Genomic DNA, 20515 nt, shown 5'->3' with positions numbered 1-20515 from the left:
TAAAATTCTTTATTGAACTTCGTTATTCCATATTCAGCTAAACTGACCCGGTTAACCCACATGAAACAGAGATTTACCATAGAAAATACATGGTAGTTCAACAAAGAAATCAGCATCTTTATTTAACAATTCCTATAATTAATTAGTATGCTACTGCTTTGTTGGTTTTGATAAACCAGGTGGTTAAATGTGATTTTATGTTAATAAAGTATGATTTGTATTAAGACAAAGATTAGTGAACAAAGTGTTAAGCAAAAAATACCAAATTAAAGATTTCCTTAAATAAGATTTGATTAATTATTTTCAACACTCGGGCACTTGAATGGGTGTTTTTTTTATGAATATTACTTTTAATGTGATTCTTCATGCAAAGTAGAAATGAAATAATTAGTATTACAAACAAAAACCTAGGATAGCTGCAAAAAATACATTAAATTAAGTTATAATTAAAAAAGTTTTATTTAAAATATTTCGATCATTAATAATTGAACGAAAATATGGAAGGAGGAAAAGCAATGAGAAATAAGATTGTAGTTTATATGAAAGAAGTCACTCGCAAGTTTTCATTTAAAAAAGGCATCTACCTTGAACCATATCAAACTGAGGCAATAGCGGTTCATTTTGAGTTAGATCGTACAAGAGCAAGCAGGTTATTAAATGAGCTTTCTAAAGATGGTATCTTAATAAAAATAAATACTCGACCCGTTTGTTTTATACATAGAGAAACGTTAGAAAAACAATACGGGAGTTTGAAACATACTGTTTATGATAGTTTGGAATCGATTGAAAAAGAGCTTATTCCCAAATCAGAGGAGATTTTTAAAAAGCTAATTGGATATGAGAAGAGTTTGAAAGAATCTATTGAGCAAGTCAAAACGGCCATTCACTATCCAAGTATGGGTTTGCCTTTATTACTCTTAGGACCAACTGGCGTAGGGAAAACATTTTTCGCAAAGCTTATATATGATTATTCACGAACGCAAAATATCATTGAGGATCAGGCTCCTTTTTTTGTATTTAATTGTGCTCAGTATGCAAATAATCCAGAACTATTATCAAGCTATTTATTTGGACATTCTAAGGGGGCTTTTACAGGCGCCTTGAAGGACCAGGTGGGTCTTATTGAACAAGCGAATAATGGTATCTTGTTTTTGGATGAAGTCCATCGTTTGAATAAAGAAGGTCAAGAGAAGCTGTTTACCTTTATGGACCAGGGGACATTTACTCGATTAGGTGAAACGAATATAGTTAGAAAGTCCAAGGTACGATTGGTGTTCGCAACTACCGAAAGTCTGTCCGTTTTTTTAGAGACTTTCTTAAGGAGAATTCCAATTAAAGTAAATATACCTAGTCTAGAAGATCGTGGTCCGGATGAGAAAAAACAGTTTATTCACCACTTCTTTATGGAAGAGAGTAAATTACTTGGTATACCGATTGAGGTGACCAATAAGACTCTTGATGTATTAAGTAAATATCATTATAGCGGCAATATCGGTGAATGTAAGAATACGGTAAAATATGCTTGCGGATTTGCTTTCTCTAAGAAGTCGAAAACAATGGATAAGATTTTTGTAACCCTGCAGGATTTACCTAAGCATATTTTCAAGAACTCATCTTATCTCTTTAATAATTACTCTACGAGGGAAGGAAGTGTGCTTTTTTCACCAAGTAGTAAGCAGTTTTTCAGCCATGTAAATGAAATGAAAATTACCCTTATTGAACAAACCTACCAGAATTGTTTAAAGTATTTTATGAAATTTGAAAATAATCAATTCGAAGAATCGGTATTTATCGAAAAATGTACTGATGAGATAACGGCAATGATGGATAGGTTAATATTTGAGCGACCTAATGAATCAAATAATTTAATGATGGAAATTATTCTTTCAACGATGCAGGATATCTTTAGATATTTAGAATTGAATTATTATGTAAAATATGATGGTAACAGTGTCTATACATTGTCATCCTATTTATTCTTTAAATCTAATCCTTTTCAGTTATCGAAAGAGGAACAGCTTCTATCTCAACGCATGCTTCAATTCATTAAAGATCATTATAAAATGGAATACTCAATTGTTTCTAAAGTGATGTTATTTATTGAAAAACGGATGGACATTCATTTATATTTTGAAGATATTATAATGATGACATTATTTTTATGTAAGGCGAAAATAAACCATTTCCATAACCGGATAAAAGCCATGATTATTGCCCATGGCTATGCAACTGCGAGCAGCATAGCAAATGTATGCAATCGTTTATTAGGGGTAAATGTCTTTGATTCTATTGACATGCCTGTTGATGCAACCGTGCGAGATATTACAGAAAAGATGCTTCAATATATGGAGGAACAGGATACTTCGACGGGTTTAGTTGTTTTAGTCGATATGGGCTCATTGAGTTTAATCCATGACCATATAAAAGATAAGATTGATGGTCCACTTCTTTTTGTTGACCAAGTTTCGACACCAGCTGCTTTGGAAATTGGAAATTATGTAATACAGGGAAGAACCATAGAGGAAATGGTAGAACCTCTTAAAAAGTCTGCAAAACCAAGTATTAATCTGTATTACCCTACAAATGGGAAAGAATATGCTATTGTAACTTCTTGCTTTACTGGAATTGGGACGGCAACACAAATTCAACAACTTCTTTCTGAAAGCATTGGAGATTTATTAGATATTAAAGTGATAGCACATGATTTTGACCGGCTGAAACAAAACGGAATGAATGAGGCGCCCTTAAGAATTTATGAAGTATTAGCTATAGTCGGAACAGAAAATCCAGAAATAGAGGATGTTAATTTTATTTCATTAGAAGATATTATTTCTGGTAAGGGAGAAGGTGATGTGTTTCGAATATTCGATAAAATAGCCGATGCCGACACAATACGTAAAGTAAACGATAGAATTATCATGAACTTTTCTCTTGGCAGAGTTATTGATTCCTTGACTATCCTTGATACTGAAAAAATTATTCGTAAAGTAGAACACGGAATAATTCAACTTGAAAAACAGATGGGGAAGAATCTACCAAATGACAAAAAAATAGCATTATTTGTTCATGTAAGCTGTATGATTGAGCGATTAATAAGAAAAGCACCGATATCTGAATATCCAAATTTAGATGAATTTCTAAATAATCACACTAAGGAAATTAAGTGGATTAAAAGTGCATTTAGTGTGCTGGAAGATAATTATAGTGTGCAAATGACGATGGCAGAGATAGGTTATATCTACAATATTATCAAGCCTAATGTGCCGCGCAACAAAGAATTAGTATAAAATATAAAAATATTTTTCAAGCATGTCACTAGTTGGCATGCTTTTTGCATTATTAAAGATAAATAAATTAAGGGGGATAGTATATGAAACATTTTTTAATCGCCACTCATGGAGAGTTATCTCAAGCATTTATCGAAACTGTAGAGCTGATTGCTGGCAAGCAGACGAACGTTTCCTATTTTGGGATGACAAAACTTAAGTCCGGCGATATGGCGAAAGAGGAATTGAAAGACATATTAAACACTAAAAAAGAGGGCGAGCATTTTATCGTATTGACAGATGTGTTTGGCGGTAGTGTTACAAATCTTTGTACCGAACTGCTTCTTGAAATGGATGATTTTGACATTATCACTGGCTTAAACTTGCCAATGATACTCACTCTGATCTTGGCAGGCGAGGAAAAAAGCGTTGCAGATACAATTGCAGAAGGTATAAGCGCGGCACAGAATGGAATTATCCATATTAATAACTTACTAAAATCCCAGAAAGGAAGTATGAGTGATGATTTCACTATTACGGATTGACGATCGCCTAATTCACGGTCAAGTAGCATATGGCTGGACCTCAGCTCTAGGGGTTAATGTCATACTCGTCGTTAATGATGAAGCCAAAAATGACCAAATGAAAGCGATGGCACTAAATCTAGCCAAACCTTCCAACGTAAAACTGTATATTCGAGGGGTTCAAGAATCCGGAGAGATTGTACAAAAGTTTTCACAATCACAAAAAAGTAAGGTTCTAGTTCTTGTGAAGAATACTAGTGATGCAGTTGAACTTGCAAGACTTTCAGAAGGGGTTATCAATGAGGTAAATGTTGGCGGATTGCGTTATTCAGAAGGTAAAAGAAAGTTAACAGACTTGGTAGCAGTAGATGACCAAGATCTTGCAAATTTAAAGGAAATGGAAGAGATGGGAATAGATCTCGAATTTAGAATGCTTCCTCGGGATAAGAAGAAAGGGCTAAAGGATATGATTTAAAAGGATAAAGGGGGGTTTTTGATGGTAGCTCAAGCAATTATGTTAGGAATTATTTCTGGAATTGGAATATTGGATAGCAGGATTTTTGGGGTACTAATGCTAGAGCGTCCTTTAGTTCTGGGTCTCTTAGTAGGCTTGGTTTTAGGGGATGTTCAGCAAGGTGTCATCATCGGAGCACAGCTTGAATTAATTTGGATGGGCATTGCCGGAATTGGTGCAGCAACTCCTCCTGACATTGTAACAGGCGGGGTACTTGGAACTGCATTTGCGATTATATCCGGACAAGGTGTTGAAGTTGCACTGGTACTAGCTGTTCCGATTGCCGTTTTGGCTCAGTCGCTTGGTGTATTGGTAAGGATTATTAATACTTATTTTATGCATAGGGCTGACAACTATGCTGCAAAAGCAAACTTCCGAGGAGTAACAATAATGATGTGGATTCCTCCAATTTTGTTTTTCTTAAGTGTATTTATTCCAACCGTCTTAGCGATTATCCTAGGGGCCGAGCAAGTAAAAAATATGATTGAATCTGTTCCTGAAACGATTCTGGGCGGGTTAGAGGTTGCTGGAAAATTATTACCTGCAGTTGGTTTTGCTTTACTACTCGATATGCTGTTTTCTAAAAAGATGGGCGTTTACTTTTTCCTCGGGTTCTTAGCAGCCTCTTTCTTAGACTTAAATATCACAGCCATTGCGTTGTTCGGGGCATGTATAGCTATTATTGTTAATCTTGTTATTAATAATAACAGCAATAATCAAGCTAATGACCAAAAGGGTAACAATAATAACTTAACGGAAGGGGAGATCGACTTTGAGTAGTCCCAAAAAAATAACTAAAAAAGAACTACGCCAAGTGTTTTGGAGATCCTTTGCCCTTCAAGGAGCCTTTAACTATGAACGGATGCAAAACTTAGGATATGCCTATGCTATGATTCCTGTCATCAAGAAATTATATGACAAGCACGATGACCAGGTAAAAGCCCTAAATAGACATTTAGAGATATTTAATACAACCCCAGCTGTATCAACAACCATTATGGGGATATCCGCAGCAATGGAAGAGCAAAATGCTAACGATTCCAATTTTGATTCGAATTCAATAAATGCGGTTAAAGCATCGCTTATGGGTCCACTGGCTGGGATTGGTGACTCGCTTTTTTGGGGGACCTTCCGAATTATAGCAGCAGGGATTGGTGTTTCTCTTGCAACACAGGGGAACATTTTTGGACCTATTTTGTTTTTGATATTATTTAACATTCCCCACCTCTTTTTAAGAATTGCTGGGTTAAAACTGGGATACCGTGTTGGGGTAAATTCCCTTGAAAGAATACAAAAAGAAGGTTTAATGGAAAAGATTATGGCGATGACCACTACTGTTGGGTTAATGGTAGTTGGAGGAATGGTCGCAACCATGTTAAAGCTGACAACCCCACTCGAATTTGACATTAACGGGGCAAAGGTAGTTCTTCAAGATATATTGGATCAAATATTACCAAATATGCTACCTTTAATAGCTACTTTTGTCATATATGGCTTAATGAAAAGAAAAGTAAGTATTACCAAACTAACCTTGGGCATTATCGTTGTCGGAATACTTCTGCATTGGATTGGATTACTTTAATAGAGAGAGGAAGAGTGAAAAATGAAAATTGAAGATTACATGCAAGAAACCCCGGAAAAAATGAGAGAGATTATTCAAGGTGCAGATCAATTATTTGCTGAAGTAAAAAATAAAGAAATTGACCGTGTTGTTGTTACCGGCTCGGGTACAAGCTATCATTCTGGCCTCCAAGTACAAAAGTTAATGCAGTCCTTAATGGGTGTTCGTGTAGATGTCTATTATCCATTTGCTATTAGCAGAGAAACCTTCATAGGGGATTCTTCAAAAACGATATTAATTGGTATATCACAAGGTGGAAGCAGTTACTCAACTTACAATGCTATGAAACTAGCAAAAGAATCAGGATGTATTATAGCTTCTATGGCTGGGCAAGAAAATGCATTAATTGATGAGGTAGCGGATTTTATCCTGACAGTTAAATGTGGTGAGGAAACAGCAGGAGCAAAAACTAAAGGATTTTACACAACTAAGTTAAACCTGACTCTATTTGCACTGCAACTTGCGAGAGAAACAAATAAAATTACATCCGCAGAATATAATGCAGAAATCATTGAAATAGAGAAGAGCGCAAATCAGTTTATGAAGACATACGATAAGTCTTATAAATGGATTGAAGCGAATAAAGAAAAATTATCTAATGCTAAAGAAATTCGAGTTATTGGGACAAGTGAAATCTATGGCGATACATTAGAAAGTGCCCTGAAATTGTTAGAAACACTAAGAATTCCGGTATCTGGGTACGAGTTCGAAGAATTTATTCATGGTATTTATAATGCGGTCAATGAAGATTCTACTATTATTATTTTAGATACTGGTGTAGAAAAACGAGTAAAGAAAATGATAGAGGTGCTATCTGATTGGACTGAAAATATCTATGTAATTGGATGCGAGTCCGATGAAAATTCTCGAAATATGAATGCTGAGTTTATTAACCACCCTTATTATAAAACCTATGAATATATTATCCCGATTCAGTTAATGTGTGCAATAATTCCACAACTAAGAGGCGTGGATCCCAGTATTCCAAAAGATCCAAAGTTTCATCAGAAATTAGGAAGTAAAAAACTAAACAAGTAATATTCACATTAGGTACCATAGTCTTAAAAGAAAGAATATTTTAGACTATGGTTATTTTCTGAAAATTATACGACCTTTTAGGTATTTTAAAGTAAAGAATAGAGGAGATTTAACTAATGACTGAAAAAACATTTACTATTGTAGATAAAGAAGGGATCCACGCACGCCCTGCAACACTATTGGTTCAAACCGCAAACAAGTACCATTCTGATACTTCCATAGAGTTTAATGGAAACAAGGGGAATTTAAAATCGATCATGACTATTATGACTTTAGGTATTAACCAAGGCTCAAAAATAAAAATAAGTGCCTCTGGCCCTGATGGAGATGAAGCTCTTGCTGCTATTGAGGAGGTATTGAAACGTGAAGGGTTGGGGGAATGATAACAACTCAAATGAAGGCAATTTAGTAACATTATATTGAAGGATAAAGAAGCGTTACAAAAAAACCCCATGTATAGGGGTTTTTGCATTAATAATAATAAGCTTAAGGCAATGGTGCCAATAAGAGGCCTAATATCTGAGGATCTTTTCTGTGCAATTCGGAGCATAGAGCTGATCTTTTGTATTTCATCGTTACTTAATTTCTCAAATATCCACTCCACTAATTCGTCTGATTCTATTGAATATTTCAAGGTAGGAACATTAATTATTTTTAGTGGCTTTATTTGATTGATAAGAAATTGCCTTTGTAATTTATCAGGTGAAATCTAAGAAAAAATGAGTAAACAGCCGTTTTCTCATCTTTTATTGAGGGAGGTTAGTGGAAATTTCTATAATTTAATTTCCCTCTAATTTTTCTAGACCCGTTATTTTTCTTATATAAGCCATAGTGGTTTTGGTGGCTTCCTCGGCTGTATAACTTTTTCTTTTATTTAGTAGCCGGGTTAGCATGGCGGTCCAGATTAAAACGCTCATTTCAGTAATATCATCAATTTCGTCTGATTTAATGGAGCCTTCTCTATACGCCATTTCAAGTAAGCCCTTGTTTCTTGTTGTCAGGTCTTGTTCTAATATTAATGGTTTGATTTCATCTGGTATTTCCAACAAGTCTTCATGATAAATAGAGTAATAATGCTGAAATAACTCATCGGGTTTAACGCCTAGATCAGTAATGAAAATGGAATAATAAATTTGGGGTTTTTGGAAGGAATGATGACAAAAGCACTCCCAAGTATGCAGGTATTTTTCTAAATAGTTTTTACCTCTTTTTATGTAACGAGGAAGATCCTCAGTGTATTCTCTTACTTGTCTCATAGATGCGAAGAAAATGAGATGGGATAATTCATCAAAATAATTATAGATTGTAGATACTGTGTAACCGGCCTTATCCGCGATTTTTCTCGCCGTAAGATTTTCAATTCCTTCCTCATCTATTAGATCGGTTGTGGCGTTAATAAAGTATTGCCACATCCGTCTCGTTTGTATCTCTTTTCGATCCACATCCGTCATTCCCTTCAAAATTCTATAACATTATAAGAGTAAGATGAATAAAAAAATTTCTACTAACCCTATGATATGTTTCTATTCTTGCTTCCTTGGTTACTAATGTCAAGAGGGAAGGGAATACTAAGGGAAAATATCAAAGCCGTTTGAAAATTACATTTGTATAGTGAAAAAATAAATATTGACATATTAGAAAATTTGTACTATTCTAACAAATAATTATATGAACATGTTCTTTTAAAAAACACGTTCGTATTGTTGTGTTGTATTTTGTAAGTGTTTTCAAAAATTCTAAGAGGGGGTATGTACGTGGGGATGAGGGTTTCAATTTTACTTCCAATGACAGTTATTTTTTTCTTTATTATTTTCTTTGGTTTGGTGACTCCCGAGGCTTTTTATAATGCGGAAAACGCGATAGTAGGATTTGCCTCTAAAAATTTTGGATGGCTATTTCAATTGTCCGGCGTCGTTTTCTTATTCATTTGCATCTATCTTAGCTTTTCAAAATATGGAAAGGTTAAATTAGGAGGAAAGGATGCAAAGCCTGAGTTAAGTAACTGGAGTTGGTTCTCTATTACTTTATGCGCAGGTATTGGAACAGGAATTCTATTTTATGGGATTGCTGAGCCGGTTACACACTTTATGGATCCCCCGAAGGAATTGGGTTTAGAGCCAGGCAGTGAAGTAGCTGCGACGTTTTCCCTAGCACAGACGTTTATTCACTATACGTTTATCCCTTATGCAATGTACAGCATCATCGGCATAGGCATTGCTTTTGCAATGTTTAACTTAAAACTTCCTTACCGAATTAGTTCGGTACTATTCCCTCTGTTTGGAAATAAAGTAAAAGGCTGGATAGGGGATGTAATCGATAACCTTTGTATCTTTGCATTAGTAGGGGGAGTTGCTGCTTCCCTTGGCATGGGGGTTACCCAAATCGGAAGTGGATTAAATATAGTTACAGGGATTCCCACAGGTAAAGGCCTTTGGTTATTTCTTCTTTTATTGATTGTCCTTACTTATGTTATTTCAAGCTATACGGGTTTACATAAGGGAATTCGCATCTTATCAGACCTTAATACAAAGCTATTTCTTGCCTTAATCCTTTTTCTATTAATCTTCGGTCCTACTGCTTTTATTCTATCTTTAGGGACACAATCAACAGGCCATTTTTTACAATCCTTCTTTGAAAGAACACTTTACACTAGCCCAATTGACGGCTCTGAGTGGCCAAGATGGTGGCCGATTTTCTATTGGGCAGTATGGCTTGCCTATGCCCCTTTAATTGGAATGTTCATTGCAAAAATTTCTAAAGGTCGTACCATTAAGCAATTTATGATAGTAAATATTCTCCTCCCAGCTGTATTCGGAATCGTATGGTTTTCGGTTTATGGAGGTGCTGCTATTCACCTGGAACTTAATGGAGGAGGGATTTGGGAAAGCATCCAAACTTCAGGTTTAGAGGTTTCGTTATTTGCCTTCTTAGAGAACTTTCCGTTTACAACTTTCATGAGTATTGTATTTCTCATAGGTATTTCGATTTCATTCATCACCTTAGCAGATTCAATGACTTCAACCATTTCAGCACTATCCATGAAGAATCTAGCCGAAGACCAAGAGGCACCGGGAAGAGTCAAAATCTTATGGGGGATTATTATGGCGGCGATTACGTTTACAAACCTAATAGCTCCCGCTGGTAAAATAACTGCAATTGATGCTACTAAATTAATTGCGACAGCTGCAGGATTTCCTCTTTTATTCTTTATGTTCATTGTTGCCTTTTCAACCGTAAAAATGATTACAAATTATGAGAAGGATAACTCATCTATTGCTGAGAAACATACAGATCCGATCGACCATGAGACGGGTGTTCTGCTTCCGGTTGAAATTGTTGCTAAAAAAACCAGCTTATAGAAACTTTCAATGAAGTTTTCTGCCGATCATATGGGATTCATATAATCGGTATCTTTATTCTTTCAAAATGAACATGTTTTTTATATGAACATGTTTGTTAAAAATAAGGAAGAGGTGCAAAAGGATGAGTAGTATAACAGAAAAAAGTGTGGAAATTAAATCATCAGGGAAGAAAACGGGGTTGATAGACTGTGATGTTCATCCATTTTTAAGTGATTTTAATGAATTAACTCCTTACCTTGATGAATCCATTCAAAAAATAATGGGTCTTGGAAAATTTTCAAAAGGGGCACTATCAAAACAAAATGGAGGATCGTTTCTTTTTCCAACATCAGTCTATGGAAACCCATTAGCAAGCCCATTACGAGCAGATGCATATCCGCCTAATGGAGACCTCCCAGGAACTGATCCCGATTTTCTTACGAAAGATTTGTTTGATAAATCAAACACTACTTTTGGAATCTTAAATGCTGGTCACGGTACAATGTCTGCCTATCATAATGTAGAAGTAGCATCTAAATATACATCCGCTGTAAATGATTGGTTATACGAGAAATGGATAAAAAGTGATCTTCGTTTTAGAATGACAATGGAGATCACACCGTTAGATCCGGATCTCTCAATTAAAGAGATTGAGAGAATTGGCAGACGGCCTGAAATTGTCGGGATTAATATGCATTGTATTAATATTCCAATGGGGAAGCGACATTTTTGGCCAATTTATGAAATGGCTGAGAAATATAATCTTCCAATAGTGCTGCACCCTGATACGGAAGGAACGGGTGATTATGCAGCTTCATTAGGTATAGGGCCCGCTTCAACATATTATGAATGGCATTCAGCTCTAGGGCTGGTAGCTCAACGGAATATTATCAGTTTAGTGACAGAAGGTGTATTTGAAAAGTTCCCGAATTTAAAAGTTGTATTCGTAGAGTATGGTTTTTCATGGGTTGCTCCTCTTATGTGGAGGCTAGATAAAGATTGGAAATCCCTTCGCCATGAAACACCTTGGGTAAACATGCTTCCAAGTGAATATATTAGAAGGAATATCAGATTAGGAACTCAGCCAATAGAGGAACCGACTCGTCCAAAGGATTTGGTTAGTTTAATTCAAATGATTAAAGCAGAAGACATGCTTGTTTATTGCAGTGACTACCCTCATTGGGATGGTGATGATGCGGAAAGAGTATTTGTACATTTCTCTAAGGAAATGCGTCAAAAGATACTTTTCGATAATGCCAAATCAACATATGGGAAGCTTTAATTTAGAAGCAGGAGGCGATATCATGAATTCTCAAACAATACAGTCCAGTGTAAAGTTGTTTCCAATCAGTGAATTAATGGAGGGGGAACGACAATTAGTAGAGATCGATGGGGTTGAAATTGCTTTATTTAACGTAGATGGAAATCTTTATGCAATTGCAAATAAATGCCCGCATCAGGGAGTGCCTATGGTCTATGGATCCATTGGGGGGACGCAGCTTCCATCCAACCCTCAAGAATATGTATATGGACTTCATAACAGGATTATTAGCTGCCCGCTGCATGGATGGGAATTTGATCTGGAAACGGGTAAAACGATATTCGCACCAGATAAGGTTTCTATAAGAAGTTATATTGTAAAAGAAGAAGACGGTTACATTGCATTAATTCTTCGAAAGGAACCTCAAAGTGTTATTCGAAAGAATTTCCATTGTAAACCCTAATAAAAATTACAGTATAAAGTAGGTAATTAAGGACTGATTTCTCAGTCCTTTTTATATTTGAATCAGTTCAAATGTTAATAACTGTTTACATCGTTAATCAATTGGCCGGAATGCATGATAACGATACCAAAAGGGAAACGTAAAAAGGAGCGCATTTTGCTATTTACACTAGAGTGTGCAGTACACCTGAAAGCCTATTTAGATGCAGGGTGTCGATGTACCAATTAAAATTCTAAGCAATAACAAAGAGCAGCTGGGTACTCACATTTCGCCACATACCTTTTGCCATTCATTTGCTGCCCATATGACACGGAAAGGCACTTTATTACAGGTTCTATTGGGACATAACGGCCCGCACCTAACGCAGCTGTATGCTCGTTTTATCATGAAGCAAGAAAAGAACGGTATGATCAATAGAAGTAAAATAATAGAATAAATGTTCGTATAATACTTATTATACGAAAACTTTGACCCTAAGAGACATATTTTTAATATCGCTTTTCATATGACGCCATGTAAACCTCTTCCAAATTAATATAACCAAAATAAAGGTGAATGTCCCCCGGCTGCGTTAATCCGTTAACAAGTAAAGGTTCAGGCACCTTTTTTAGTCGGCCATTAAAATCCAATTACCATCATTTCCGCAACTAGTTTATAATAAAAGTGATGTCCACTTGAGATAATTGTGGTCTCAACAGACCCGAAGAAGTATTAAGAAGGTGAAAATAATCAACATCCTCGAAACAAGGGTGAGAAGTTTTATAGAAGATATTCAGCACCCTAAGCAAAAGAAAAAATTAAACATAAGCGATTTAGAATTTCAGCTGCGAAAATTGCTGGAAGATTATTACGAAATGGATGGTTATTCGCTGTTTTATGAAGCCATTCAATCATTGCAAATTGAAGGGCAGCTGACCCCTATACATAATAATCAATATAACGGGAAAACACCGTCTTTGCCTTTATATTACTGGGTTAACGTCAAAGCCCAAGCCGACAAATGGGATCGGCTCGAGATGATGAAGTTAAGTGATCTGTTCGATTTTTCCTTTTATGAACGGTACCCTGAATGGCAGACGAAAGAGGAATGGAGACGGATCCAGAATTTATATGCTTTTCTCCAATCCAGCCAGGAGCGGGAAATCGTTTCACTCGAGGAAAGAAGCCTGGAGCTGTTCAACCATGAAAAATTTTTGATAGACGGTGTTAGCTTTCCGGATGGAAAAGGCTTTTTGGCTAGAATTGGCGTATCAGAAGAGCAGCTTAAAGTGGTGAAATACGGGGAGCCTTTTGTATTTTGGATGAAGCAGGGAAAAGAAATCAAAGATATTCAGAGAGTGCTGATTGTCGAGAATCTATCATTCTTTCATACTTCCATTCAATTATTGGAAAGTGAACTTCTTGATTATGAGCCTGAACTCATCATTTATGGGGAAGGAACTAAAATTGAACGTAGCTTATCGTTTTTCTTTAAAATTTTCCCGGCTAAATCGTATCTATTCTATTATGCGGGAGATCTTGATGCGGCAGGTTACGGAATCATGACCCAGCTGATTGAAAAATATCCGGATTGCTGCATTCAGCCTGCATTAAAGATTTACCGTAAAATGCTTGATTGTCTGGATCAAACAAATGAACAGAAATCTGGCCAGGTTCAAAATCTTAAATACCGGGATGCGTTCTTCCAGTGGTTTTCAGAAGAAGAGAGGGAACGCTTAATGCAATTATGGAAGGAAAATAAACGGATTCCCCAGGAAGTCTTAACAATTGAAACATGGAGGAGATGGATGTGAACGAATCATGGGAAGGATTCGCCCAGCGGATGAAGCGATTGAACCCGCTTTTTGAGCTTGGGAGAGGAATGGAAGTCGGAGAACTGAAGCCTCATATCCAAACGATTCTGATGCAGGTGCTCCTCACCATTTTTTATCGGGAATTGAATGATGATGATCATCGGAGAAAATCGGATATCAAGTATATGGTCGAAGATTCAATTAAGCAAATGAAGCTTTTGGCCGATGAGAAGCAGATTGAACGCATTACCAGCGGGCTTCTGTATCAGGGAAAAGAAGAGTACAGCAGACCATTTGAAGCCCTATATTACGATGAAATCCGGCAATCATGGGAGACGCAGGTTTTCCGCTATGTGACGATGGATGAATTATATACGAACCTGGAGATGGGCGGATCCATTGTCTACAAGCTCACAGATGTCTCACAGGAGATGATTTTCATGAGCAGGGAAATGGCAGAGGAATTCTCGATCACCATTGAACAGCTTTATAGTATGCAGCTGATAAAAAACGGTAATTTCCGCAAAGCTACTCGAAACCTCGATCACCTCATTTCACGGGTCAACCGCTTAATGGCAAAAGAATTTTCCTTTCAAAAAGAAATGATCAATAATCCCAAAATCTTATTGATGGAAGAAGAAATGCAAAGGGCTGATAACCGTGCGGAAATTGAAAAGCAGTTCGAAGAAGAGAAGAATCACTTCCGCACCATCAGCAGCATGATTGAGAAAACGAAACGAAGAAATGATGAAGATGATCTTATTCAAAAAGAATTGATCATTCTCCAGGAAAAGATCGGCCATACGAGGCAATTGCATGACCGTTTCGCCAAGCTTGTGATTCAAAATATCTCCTATGAAATGAAGCTGAAAGCGGAAAACCCATCCCTGTTTTGGGAAACGAGCCTCGTTTCATTCAGGGAGCATATTTATGAGAACTGGTTCATGAAAGAAGGGTTTTCTTCATTCGATAGAGTTGAAAAAGTATTAGGTCCTTTATTTTCGCCAAAGAATGAATTTATCTTGCCTTTGGACTGGATTTGGGGAGAGCAGGAATTTGATGAAAAGCAGCTGACAGAGGCAATGGAGGAAGAAGTGCAAGAGGAAAGCATTACCCATCAGAGGGTAACGAACTGGGATTCTGTCATCAAGGCCTGGAGCTACGTGTTTCAATATTTGCAGACATACGGAGAGTTTTCCTTGGCTGATTTAACGACATTGCCTCTTGAAGTCCAGGATTTATGGTTTGAAGAATCGGAAACGATTGATTTATGGATGATGTTTGATAAAAAGCCGCTGAAGGTCCAGGTGCTGCAACGGAAAGAAGAGTCGATAAGTGATGAACGGGAGATTCTCCTCTATAAACTGATGCAGGAATATCCACAGTTCCAGGTATTTGAAGGCTTGAAAATATATACCAAGTTTGATCATCGGGCTGAACCCTTCCTCTGGTATAAAATGAAAATCACACCGTTTAAAATTTGTGTACAGGAGGAGAAATGATGAGTGCAGAAAGCATCAAGAAAGCATCAGCGGTTTATTTTACTCTTTTAAAAGACAAAGTCATTGACGAAAACAGTGAGCACTTTCAGACGTATTTTGATCCAGATGTAAGACAGACGGTTCTTTTATTGGCAGACGAATCCGGGACCTTTATCATCGAATCGCCAAAACGGATTCAGCTCGTCGTGCAGCCGACCGGGTCTGTTTTTGCTACGAATTTTACTCATATGAAGGACAGGCATAAGCAGGTTGAAACTAAGAAACATTTTCATCTGATGAGCGTAGTCATTATGGCATTTCTGGCAAGCATTGACCGCAGCCAGGCGGCTAAAATCCGTACGAAGCGCGAAGGGATCAGTTTCTATACCCTGGAACGGCAAGTCAATGATGTTATCATGAATTGGGATAGCATTCTTAAAGCAAAACCCAATTTCGGAGAAGATGAAAAAATTGATATGAAGGACGTCGTGACAACATGGAAATACATGGAGGTCGACACGGATGATTATGGAGCTAAGAAAGCCAATCGCAGGACGCGTATCGGTTTGATTGCAAGCAGCATGCGTCTTTTGGAGACAGAAGGACTTATCGTCATTCTCGATCGGGAGGATATTCCAAAGGCGATACCGAAACAGGAATTATTTGAGCGAATTGAATATCTGTATCATGATTATGACCGTTATGAAATGTTCAAGGAATTAATGAAGACAGAGGAGGATCAGCATGCCGAAAATCCATCGAATTAGAATTGCCGGCCTGAAATATGATGGCATGCAAAAGCAATATAAGGACACAACATTTAACTTTCATAATGAGGAAACCTCCACGAACGGCCTCATCTCCATGATGAATGGAGGCGGGAAAGGTGTATTCCTGCAGACCATCTTTCAGATTCTAAAGCCAGGAACGTCTTGGGGAAAGCAGAACAACCGCTATTATCAGCAGTTCTTTTTTAATAATAAAGAGCAATTCATTCCTTATACCTTTCATGTTCTCATTCAATGGGAGCTCGACGGGGCTGACCGCAGGCATTTGGTGACTGGCGGAATGTTTTCAGCAGAACAGCGGATTTCCATGAACGAAGAAGGCGGAGAAAGCAAAACACTTGAACAGGAAGCGAAAATTGTCCCAAATATTACGTTTTATACAAGGGAGTTTGAACGGAAAGAAGAAGCATCCCTTGAACATATTCCGCTCTATGAAGATGGTGAACTGGCTGATACGGAAGGCCTGAAGGATTATTTAAAATGGAATGGATATGATGTCTACCGCGATACAAAGAAGCACTACCGAATCCTTGATACATACGGTATTAACCGCAAAGACTGGGATATTATGAAGGACATTAATAAAGATGAGGGCGGCGTTGGAAAATTCTTTGAAGGCGCTGAGGATGATCATTCCCTTTTCCAAAAGCGGATTATTCCTACAGTCAGTCAGGTTCTGCACCGCACGGAGCATCAGAAGAACGATCTGGTGGAGATTTTTAAGAGTCAGGCAAGCATTGCAAAGGACCTGCCTGTTTTGCTAAAAAGAGAGCAGGCTCATAAAGAGTTCCTGGAAGATATTCTTCCATTTGAAGAGAGTCTGGCAAAGGGCATCGAGCATAAAGAAATTGTTGAGGACAGCATTAAGGTCGGGAGACAGCTGCTTGGTGCTTTGGAGCATTTGAAGAAAACGGAAGAGGAGACCCTGCTTGAACTGGAAAAGGAAATCGAAAAATTAACGGGCAGGCAAGTGGATCTGCGCTTTCAGAAAGATAACCTCGAGTATGCAAAAGCTCATCGGGAAGTGCTGGATTGGGAGAAGAAACTGGAGGAAGAGCAGAAGAAGCATACGGTTCTGCAGGAAACGGTGAAAGAAAAGCAGGAGCGAAAAGATGAGCTGGCTTTTCAGCTGTTATTGAAAGAATGGCATGAAGGGGAACAGAGCATTCGCGCGCTTTCCCACCAGATTGTGAAGCTTGAGCAGAACAGCGGCCTGGAGCAAGTGAATCAAAGAATGGATGAAATCAAAAAAGAAGCGGCACAGCAGTGGGAAAAATCCTCCGCCGCTATTAGGGAAGCCGTTCAGCATTATTCCGGAAATCAGAAGTTTTTAAAGAAAAAAGCAAACGACCTGTCTAAGCAGGATAAACAAAAGACCCAGGAGATTGCTCAGCTTCGTACGGAAATTGATTTTCTTTATACTCAAATTCATGAATTTGAATCAAAAGAAGAACATCTTATCAAAGAATTCGGTGATCGCTTAACCTACGATTTACAGGGCTTAATCGAAAATCTTAGCAAACAGATAGAAACCAAAAAAGCGGCTCTCGAGGATTTGCAGGCAAAAGAGAAACAATCCAATGATAAGCAGAATCAGCTTGCATCTTCACATGGGACGCTCGCGCAATCCATTCAGTACTCTGAAGAAAAGTGTGAAGAGTTAAAGATGAAATGTGAAGAGCAGCAGCGAAAAGAAGCGAAGCTGTACGATAAGCTGCAAGGTGTGCTGGATGATGTCACAGCGCAGTTTACGAATGCTCTTTTATCCAAATATGCCCTGCAGGTGGAAGAGCTGCTCGTTCAAAATCGTGAGCAAGGGGAAGACATTAAAAAAGCGCTCTGGGAAACGCAGCTGGATTATGCTTTGAATGATGAGCATTTCTGGATTGCGAATAATGATGTGAAGGAACTGAAGGAATGGATTGATGAGAAAACAGGCATAGATGTGTTTTACGGCTCACAATTTCTCCAATCCTTAAAACCTGATGAAATCGCGAGCCACATGCTTTCTTATCCGCTCCTCCCATACGGCTTAGTTGTCAGCAGGACGCAATGGGAAAAAATGAATAAGCAGGTCCTTGCCGGAAGAATGTTTAAGAGCCCGGTTCCAATTTTTATGCGGGAAGACATGTCGGGCGGTAATCATCAGAATTCCTTTGTGATGATCACCGGAACGGAGAAGGAACTGCTGACAGATAAAAATCAGTTCACGAACTGGAAAATTAAGATTGCAAAACAAATAGAAGAAAAGAAAGATGCACTTCTGGAAATTGAAAAAACGGAGAGCTCTCTCCGGCGTATCTTAAAAGAAATCGACCGTTTCCTTTCCAATGACCTTGCCGGAGATATCGTAAGAGCACTGCTTCAGGAAAAGGAAACCCTGCTTTCCAAGAAAACGGAATTGCAGGCCATCATCATGCAGGAGGAAAAAGAAAAAGAACGGCAGCTGGGACTTAGAGAACAGCTGGAAAAGTCGAAGGTAAAGATTGAGAAGCTATTAAAAGATGTGGAAACAGTAGAGAACTTTAAACATGAAAAGTCGCTGCACCAGGAAAATAAACGGGTAAAGCAGGAAAAAGAGAAACAAAAGGAAGCTTTCGAAAGTGCACAGAAAGAGCTTGGAAACGAGCATCAGACTATCGTTGGTCTGCAGGAAAAGTGGAGCCAAACCTATTTGGAATGGAAGCTATCAGCCGAGCAAAATATTAAGGAGATCAGATTCTTTATAGAAGGTGCGGTTTTTCCAGCCGCTGAGAAAGCAGAAGCTTCTGAAGAGGTTCCGCGATTATCACCCCATATGTTAGAAGAAATTAATGGAAGCATTGAGGAGCTCAAACAGCTGCAAAAATCAAAAGAAGAACAAGCCAGTGAATTGCTGGCGATTCAGGCAACAAGAGAATCGGAGCAAAAGCAGCAAAAGAAACTGGAGAAAAAACTTCATGCTCTTAATGAAGAGTGGAAAGAAGCGTCTGTACCGGATGAACCAATGAGTATTATGGAAAATATGGTACAGACAGCTGCAAAGGAAACAAAGGCAGCAGAGAAAGAAGAGCGTGAGCAGGGAACAGCTGTAACTGTAGCAGATACGTCGTTAAAGCATGCGAAGGCGCAGCGTGATAAGACTGCTAAAAAGGTGGCCAAGCATGATAAACAACCTGAAGAATGGGCAGAGCTTGATCTGGAAGTGAAGACGGTTGAGATCACTGACCAGACCAGACAGACGAATGCAGAAATAAAGAAAACGGAAGAGCACAAAAAAGAGACGGAACAAAACATTGCTGAGTTTGAAAACAATCAATTGCATCTTTCCGTAATCCTTAAAGAGGAAGCTGCAGCTTTTGCGGATGAAGATATTGAAAAAATAAAGAGTCAAGGAAAGCAAAGCATCATTTCCTGGAGTGAAAAACATCAGGGTATTCAGGATGAAGGCCAGGAGAAGCACGCAAAAATTGAACAATCTCTTCGCAATTTAAAGCTCAATATTGAAGGCAAGGATTGGGAAATCCGCTTTAAGAATGAAGTCTTAACTACGCTTGATCATATGGATACAAGGCATTATGCGCATATTCAAAGTGTGGTCCAAAACATGAAGCGCTTTTCACAAAGCGGCTTAGAACAGCTGGAACGCGATAAAGAACGGGCAGAGAAAGCGCAAAACTTCTGGGCAAGCCGTGCAAGCATGAAAGTGATGAGCATATCAGAAGCGATTCGCTCGATGATTGCCAAGATGAAGCTGAAAAATGATCGTGGTTCGTTCCCGCTTGTCCAGCTCAAAGAAGACATTCTGCCTAAAAAAGCGGAAGATGTTGAACCTTTACTGAAACAGCATTTTGTTTCGGCGATTAACAAAATTACGAAACGTTTCGAGATGATAGATGACAATAATCTGGAGCTGGATCAGGAAATTAAACAGCTTATCAGTGATGAGCAGATTTTATTTGTCTCTCTCAGAAATCGTTACCCGGAACTGTTGGTTTATAACATGCGTACTGATAATGCCTTCATGTACGGAAAACCGCAGCGTGAGCATTATTCAACCTGGCAGACGATCAACCAGGGTTCAAAGACAAAATCCGATGGCAGCGGCGGTCAAAAGCTATCTGCCCGCATGGTCATGATGATGATGCTTCTTTCGGTCAAGAGTGAAACCGATCAAAGCTGGGTTCCGTTAGTCTGTGATAATCCTTTCGGACAAGCGGCTTCTGCGCATGTGCTTGACCCGATTTTCGCTGTAGCTGATAAGCTGAAGTTCCAATTCATCGTCGTCACTCCGCCTGAATTGGTGAAAACAGAGATCAGCCAGAGGTTCGATGCCTATTATAAATTGGACTTCATCCGGGAAAAAGGGAAAGAGATTGTATCGGATACGATTGTTCCGGCATTTCGGATTTATCAGGGGGAGGAAGCTGTACATTAGAAATTAGA

At 38.2% G+C, this 20515-nt stretch carries 15 protein-coding genes; 14 read left to right on the top strand and 1 reads right to left on the bottom strand.

What is annotated here, in order from left to right; all coding sequences use genetic code 11:
• The first annotated feature begins 515 nt into the window (after positions 1–515).
• From QUF73_07235 to QUF73_07205, 7 genes are all read left to right on the top strand, one after another.
• Positions 516–3287: a sigma 54-interacting transcriptional regulator gene (locus QUF73_07235; protein ID MDM5226005.1), complete on the top strand. Its 2772-nt coding sequence runs from the start codon at positions 516–518 to the stop codon at positions 3285–3287.
• 83 nt (positions 3288–3370) lie between these two features.
• Positions 3371–3811: a PTS mannose transporter subunit IIA gene (locus tag QUF73_07230; protein MDM5226004.1), complete on the top strand. Its 441-nt coding sequence runs from the start codon at positions 3371–3373 to the stop codon at positions 3809–3811.
• On the top strand, positions 3789–4265 hold the full coding sequence (locus QUF73_07225; GenBank protein ID MDM5226003.1) for a PTS sugar transporter subunit IIB: 477 nt from the start codon (positions 3789–3791) through the stop codon (positions 4263–4265). The genes QUF73_07230 and QUF73_07225 overlap by 23 nt, the downstream gene beginning before the upstream one ends.
• 21 nt (positions 4266–4286) lie before the next feature.
• Positions 4287–5084 carry a PTS sugar transporter subunit IIC gene (locus QUF73_07220; GenBank protein ID MDM5226002.1) on the top strand — a complete coding sequence of 266 codons (798 nt, stop codon included), beginning with the start codon at positions 4287–4289 and terminating at the stop codon, positions 5082–5084.
• On the top strand, positions 5077–5886 hold the full coding sequence (locus QUF73_07215; GenBank protein MDM5226001.1) for a PTS system mannose/fructose/sorbose family transporter subunit IID: 810 nt from the start codon (positions 5077–5079) through the stop codon (positions 5884–5886). The genes QUF73_07220 and QUF73_07215 overlap by 8 nt, the downstream gene beginning before the upstream one ends.
• A 21-nt stretch (positions 5887–5907) precedes the next feature.
• Complete coding sequence (locus QUF73_07210; protein ID MDM5226000.1) at positions 5908–6963, top strand: SIS domain-containing protein; 1056 nt, start codon at positions 5908–5910, stop codon at positions 6961–6963.
• Between the two features lie 116 nt (positions 6964–7079).
• Positions 7080–7346, top strand: coding sequence for a phosphocarrier protein HPr (locus QUF73_07205; GenBank protein MDM5225999.1), 267 nt, complete (start codon positions 7080–7082; stop codon positions 7344–7346).
• A gap of 396 nt (positions 7347–7742) precedes the next feature.
• Here the strand turns inward: QUF73_07205 and QUF73_07200 are convergent, their stop codons facing one another.
• Positions 7743–8405 (bottom strand): TetR/AcrR family transcriptional regulator, encoded by a 663-nt coding sequence (locus QUF73_07200; GenBank protein ID MDM5225998.1) that lies wholly within the window; start codon positions 8403–8405, stop codon positions 7743–7745.
• Positions 8406–8723: 318 nt separating this feature from the next.
• Between QUF73_07200 and QUF73_07195 the strand changes: the two genes are divergently transcribed.
• The 7 genes from QUF73_07195 to QUF73_07165 all read left to right on the top strand — a co-directional run bounded on the left by QUF73_07195 (position 8724) and on the right by QUF73_07165 (position 20507).
• A complete protein-coding gene (locus QUF73_07195) occupies positions 8724–10322 on the top strand; it encodes a BCCT family transporter (protein ID MDM5225997.1) in 1599 nt (532 codons plus the stop codon).
• Between the two features lie 124 nt (positions 10323–10446).
• On the top strand, positions 10447–11586 hold the full coding sequence (locus tag QUF73_07190) for an amidohydrolase family protein (protein MDM5225996.1): 1140 nt from the start codon (positions 10447–10449) through the stop codon (positions 11584–11586).
• A gap of 22 nt (positions 11587–11608) precedes the next feature.
• Positions 11609–12028 carry a Rieske (2Fe-2S) protein gene (locus QUF73_07185; GenBank protein MDM5225995.1) on the top strand — a complete coding sequence of 140 codons (420 nt, stop codon included), beginning with the start codon at positions 11609–11611 and terminating at the stop codon, positions 12026–12028.
• Positions 12029–12747: 719 nt separating this feature from the next.
• On the top strand, positions 12748–13821 hold the full coding sequence (locus QUF73_07180; protein ID MDM5225994.1) for a DUF2220 family protein: 1074 nt from the start codon (positions 12748–12750) through the stop codon (positions 13819–13821).
• Entirely contained in the window at positions 13812–15323 is a 1512-nt protein-coding gene (locus tag QUF73_07175; GenBank protein ID MDM5225993.1) for a hypothetical protein, read from the top strand. The genes QUF73_07180 and QUF73_07175 overlap by 10 nt, the downstream gene beginning before the upstream one ends.
• Positions 15320–16069 carry a DUF6063 family protein gene (locus QUF73_07170; protein ID MDM5225992.1) on the top strand — a complete coding sequence of 250 codons (750 nt, stop codon included), beginning with the start codon at positions 15320–15322 and terminating at the stop codon, positions 16067–16069. Before QUF73_07175 ends, QUF73_07170 begins: the two co-directional genes overlap by 4 nt.
• Positions 16047–20507, top strand: coding sequence for a hypothetical protein (locus QUF73_07165; protein ID MDM5225991.1), 4461 nt, complete (start codon positions 16047–16049; stop codon positions 20505–20507). Before QUF73_07170 ends, QUF73_07165 begins: the two co-directional genes overlap by 23 nt.
• The last annotated feature ends 8 nt before the right edge of the window (positions 20508–20515 follow it).

Origin of the sequence: Cytobacillus sp. NJ13, from assembly GCA_030348385.1 — a bacterium.
Lineage (GTDB): Bacteria > Bacillota > Bacilli > Bacillales > Cytobacillaceae > Cytobacillus.
The sequence above is the reverse complement of the archived record's forward strand: the minus strand, read 5'-3'. Positions and strand labels throughout refer to the sequence as shown.

Coding starts and splice junctions, on each gene's coding strand:
- QUF73_07175 (MDM5225993.1), top strand. CDS start 13,812: ATGGATGTGAACGAATCATGGGAAGGATTCGCCCAGCGGATGAAGCGA.
- QUF73_07185 (MDM5225995.1), top strand. CDS start 11,609: ATGAATTCTCAAACAATACAGTCCAGTGTAAAGTTGTTTCCAATCAGT.
- QUF73_07210 (MDM5226000.1), top strand. CDS start 5,908: ATGAAAATTGAAGATTACATGCAAGAAACCCCGGAAAAAATGAGAGAG.
- QUF73_07205 (MDM5225999.1), top strand. CDS start 7,080: ATGACTGAAAAAACATTTACTATTGTAGATAAAGAAGGGATCCACGCA.
- QUF73_07165 (MDM5225991.1), top strand. CDS start 16,047: ATGCCGAAAATCCATCGAATTAGAATTGCCGGCCTGAAATATGATGGC.
- QUF73_07195 (MDM5225997.1), top strand. CDS start 8,724: ATGAGGGTTTCAATTTTACTTCCAATGACAGTTATTTTTTTCTTTATT.
- QUF73_07230 (MDM5226004.1), top strand. CDS start 3,371: ATGAAACATTTTTTAATCGCCACTCATGGAGAGTTATCTCAAGCATTT.
- QUF73_07220 (MDM5226002.1), top strand. CDS start 4,287: ATGGTAGCTCAAGCAATTATGTTAGGAATTATTTCTGGAATTGGAATA.
- QUF73_07170 (MDM5225992.1), top strand. CDS start 15,320: ATGATGAGTGCAGAAAGCATCAAGAAAGCATCAGCGGTTTATTTTACT.
- QUF73_07225 (MDM5226003.1), top strand. CDS start 3,789: ATGATTTCACTATTACGGATTGACGATCGCCTAATTCACGGTCAAGTA.
- QUF73_07235 (MDM5226005.1), top strand. CDS start 516: ATGAGAAATAAGATTGTAGTTTATATGAAAGAAGTCACTCGCAAGTTT.
- QUF73_07190 (MDM5225996.1), top strand. CDS start 10,447: ATGAGTAGTATAACAGAAAAAAGTGTGGAAATTAAATCATCAGGGAAG.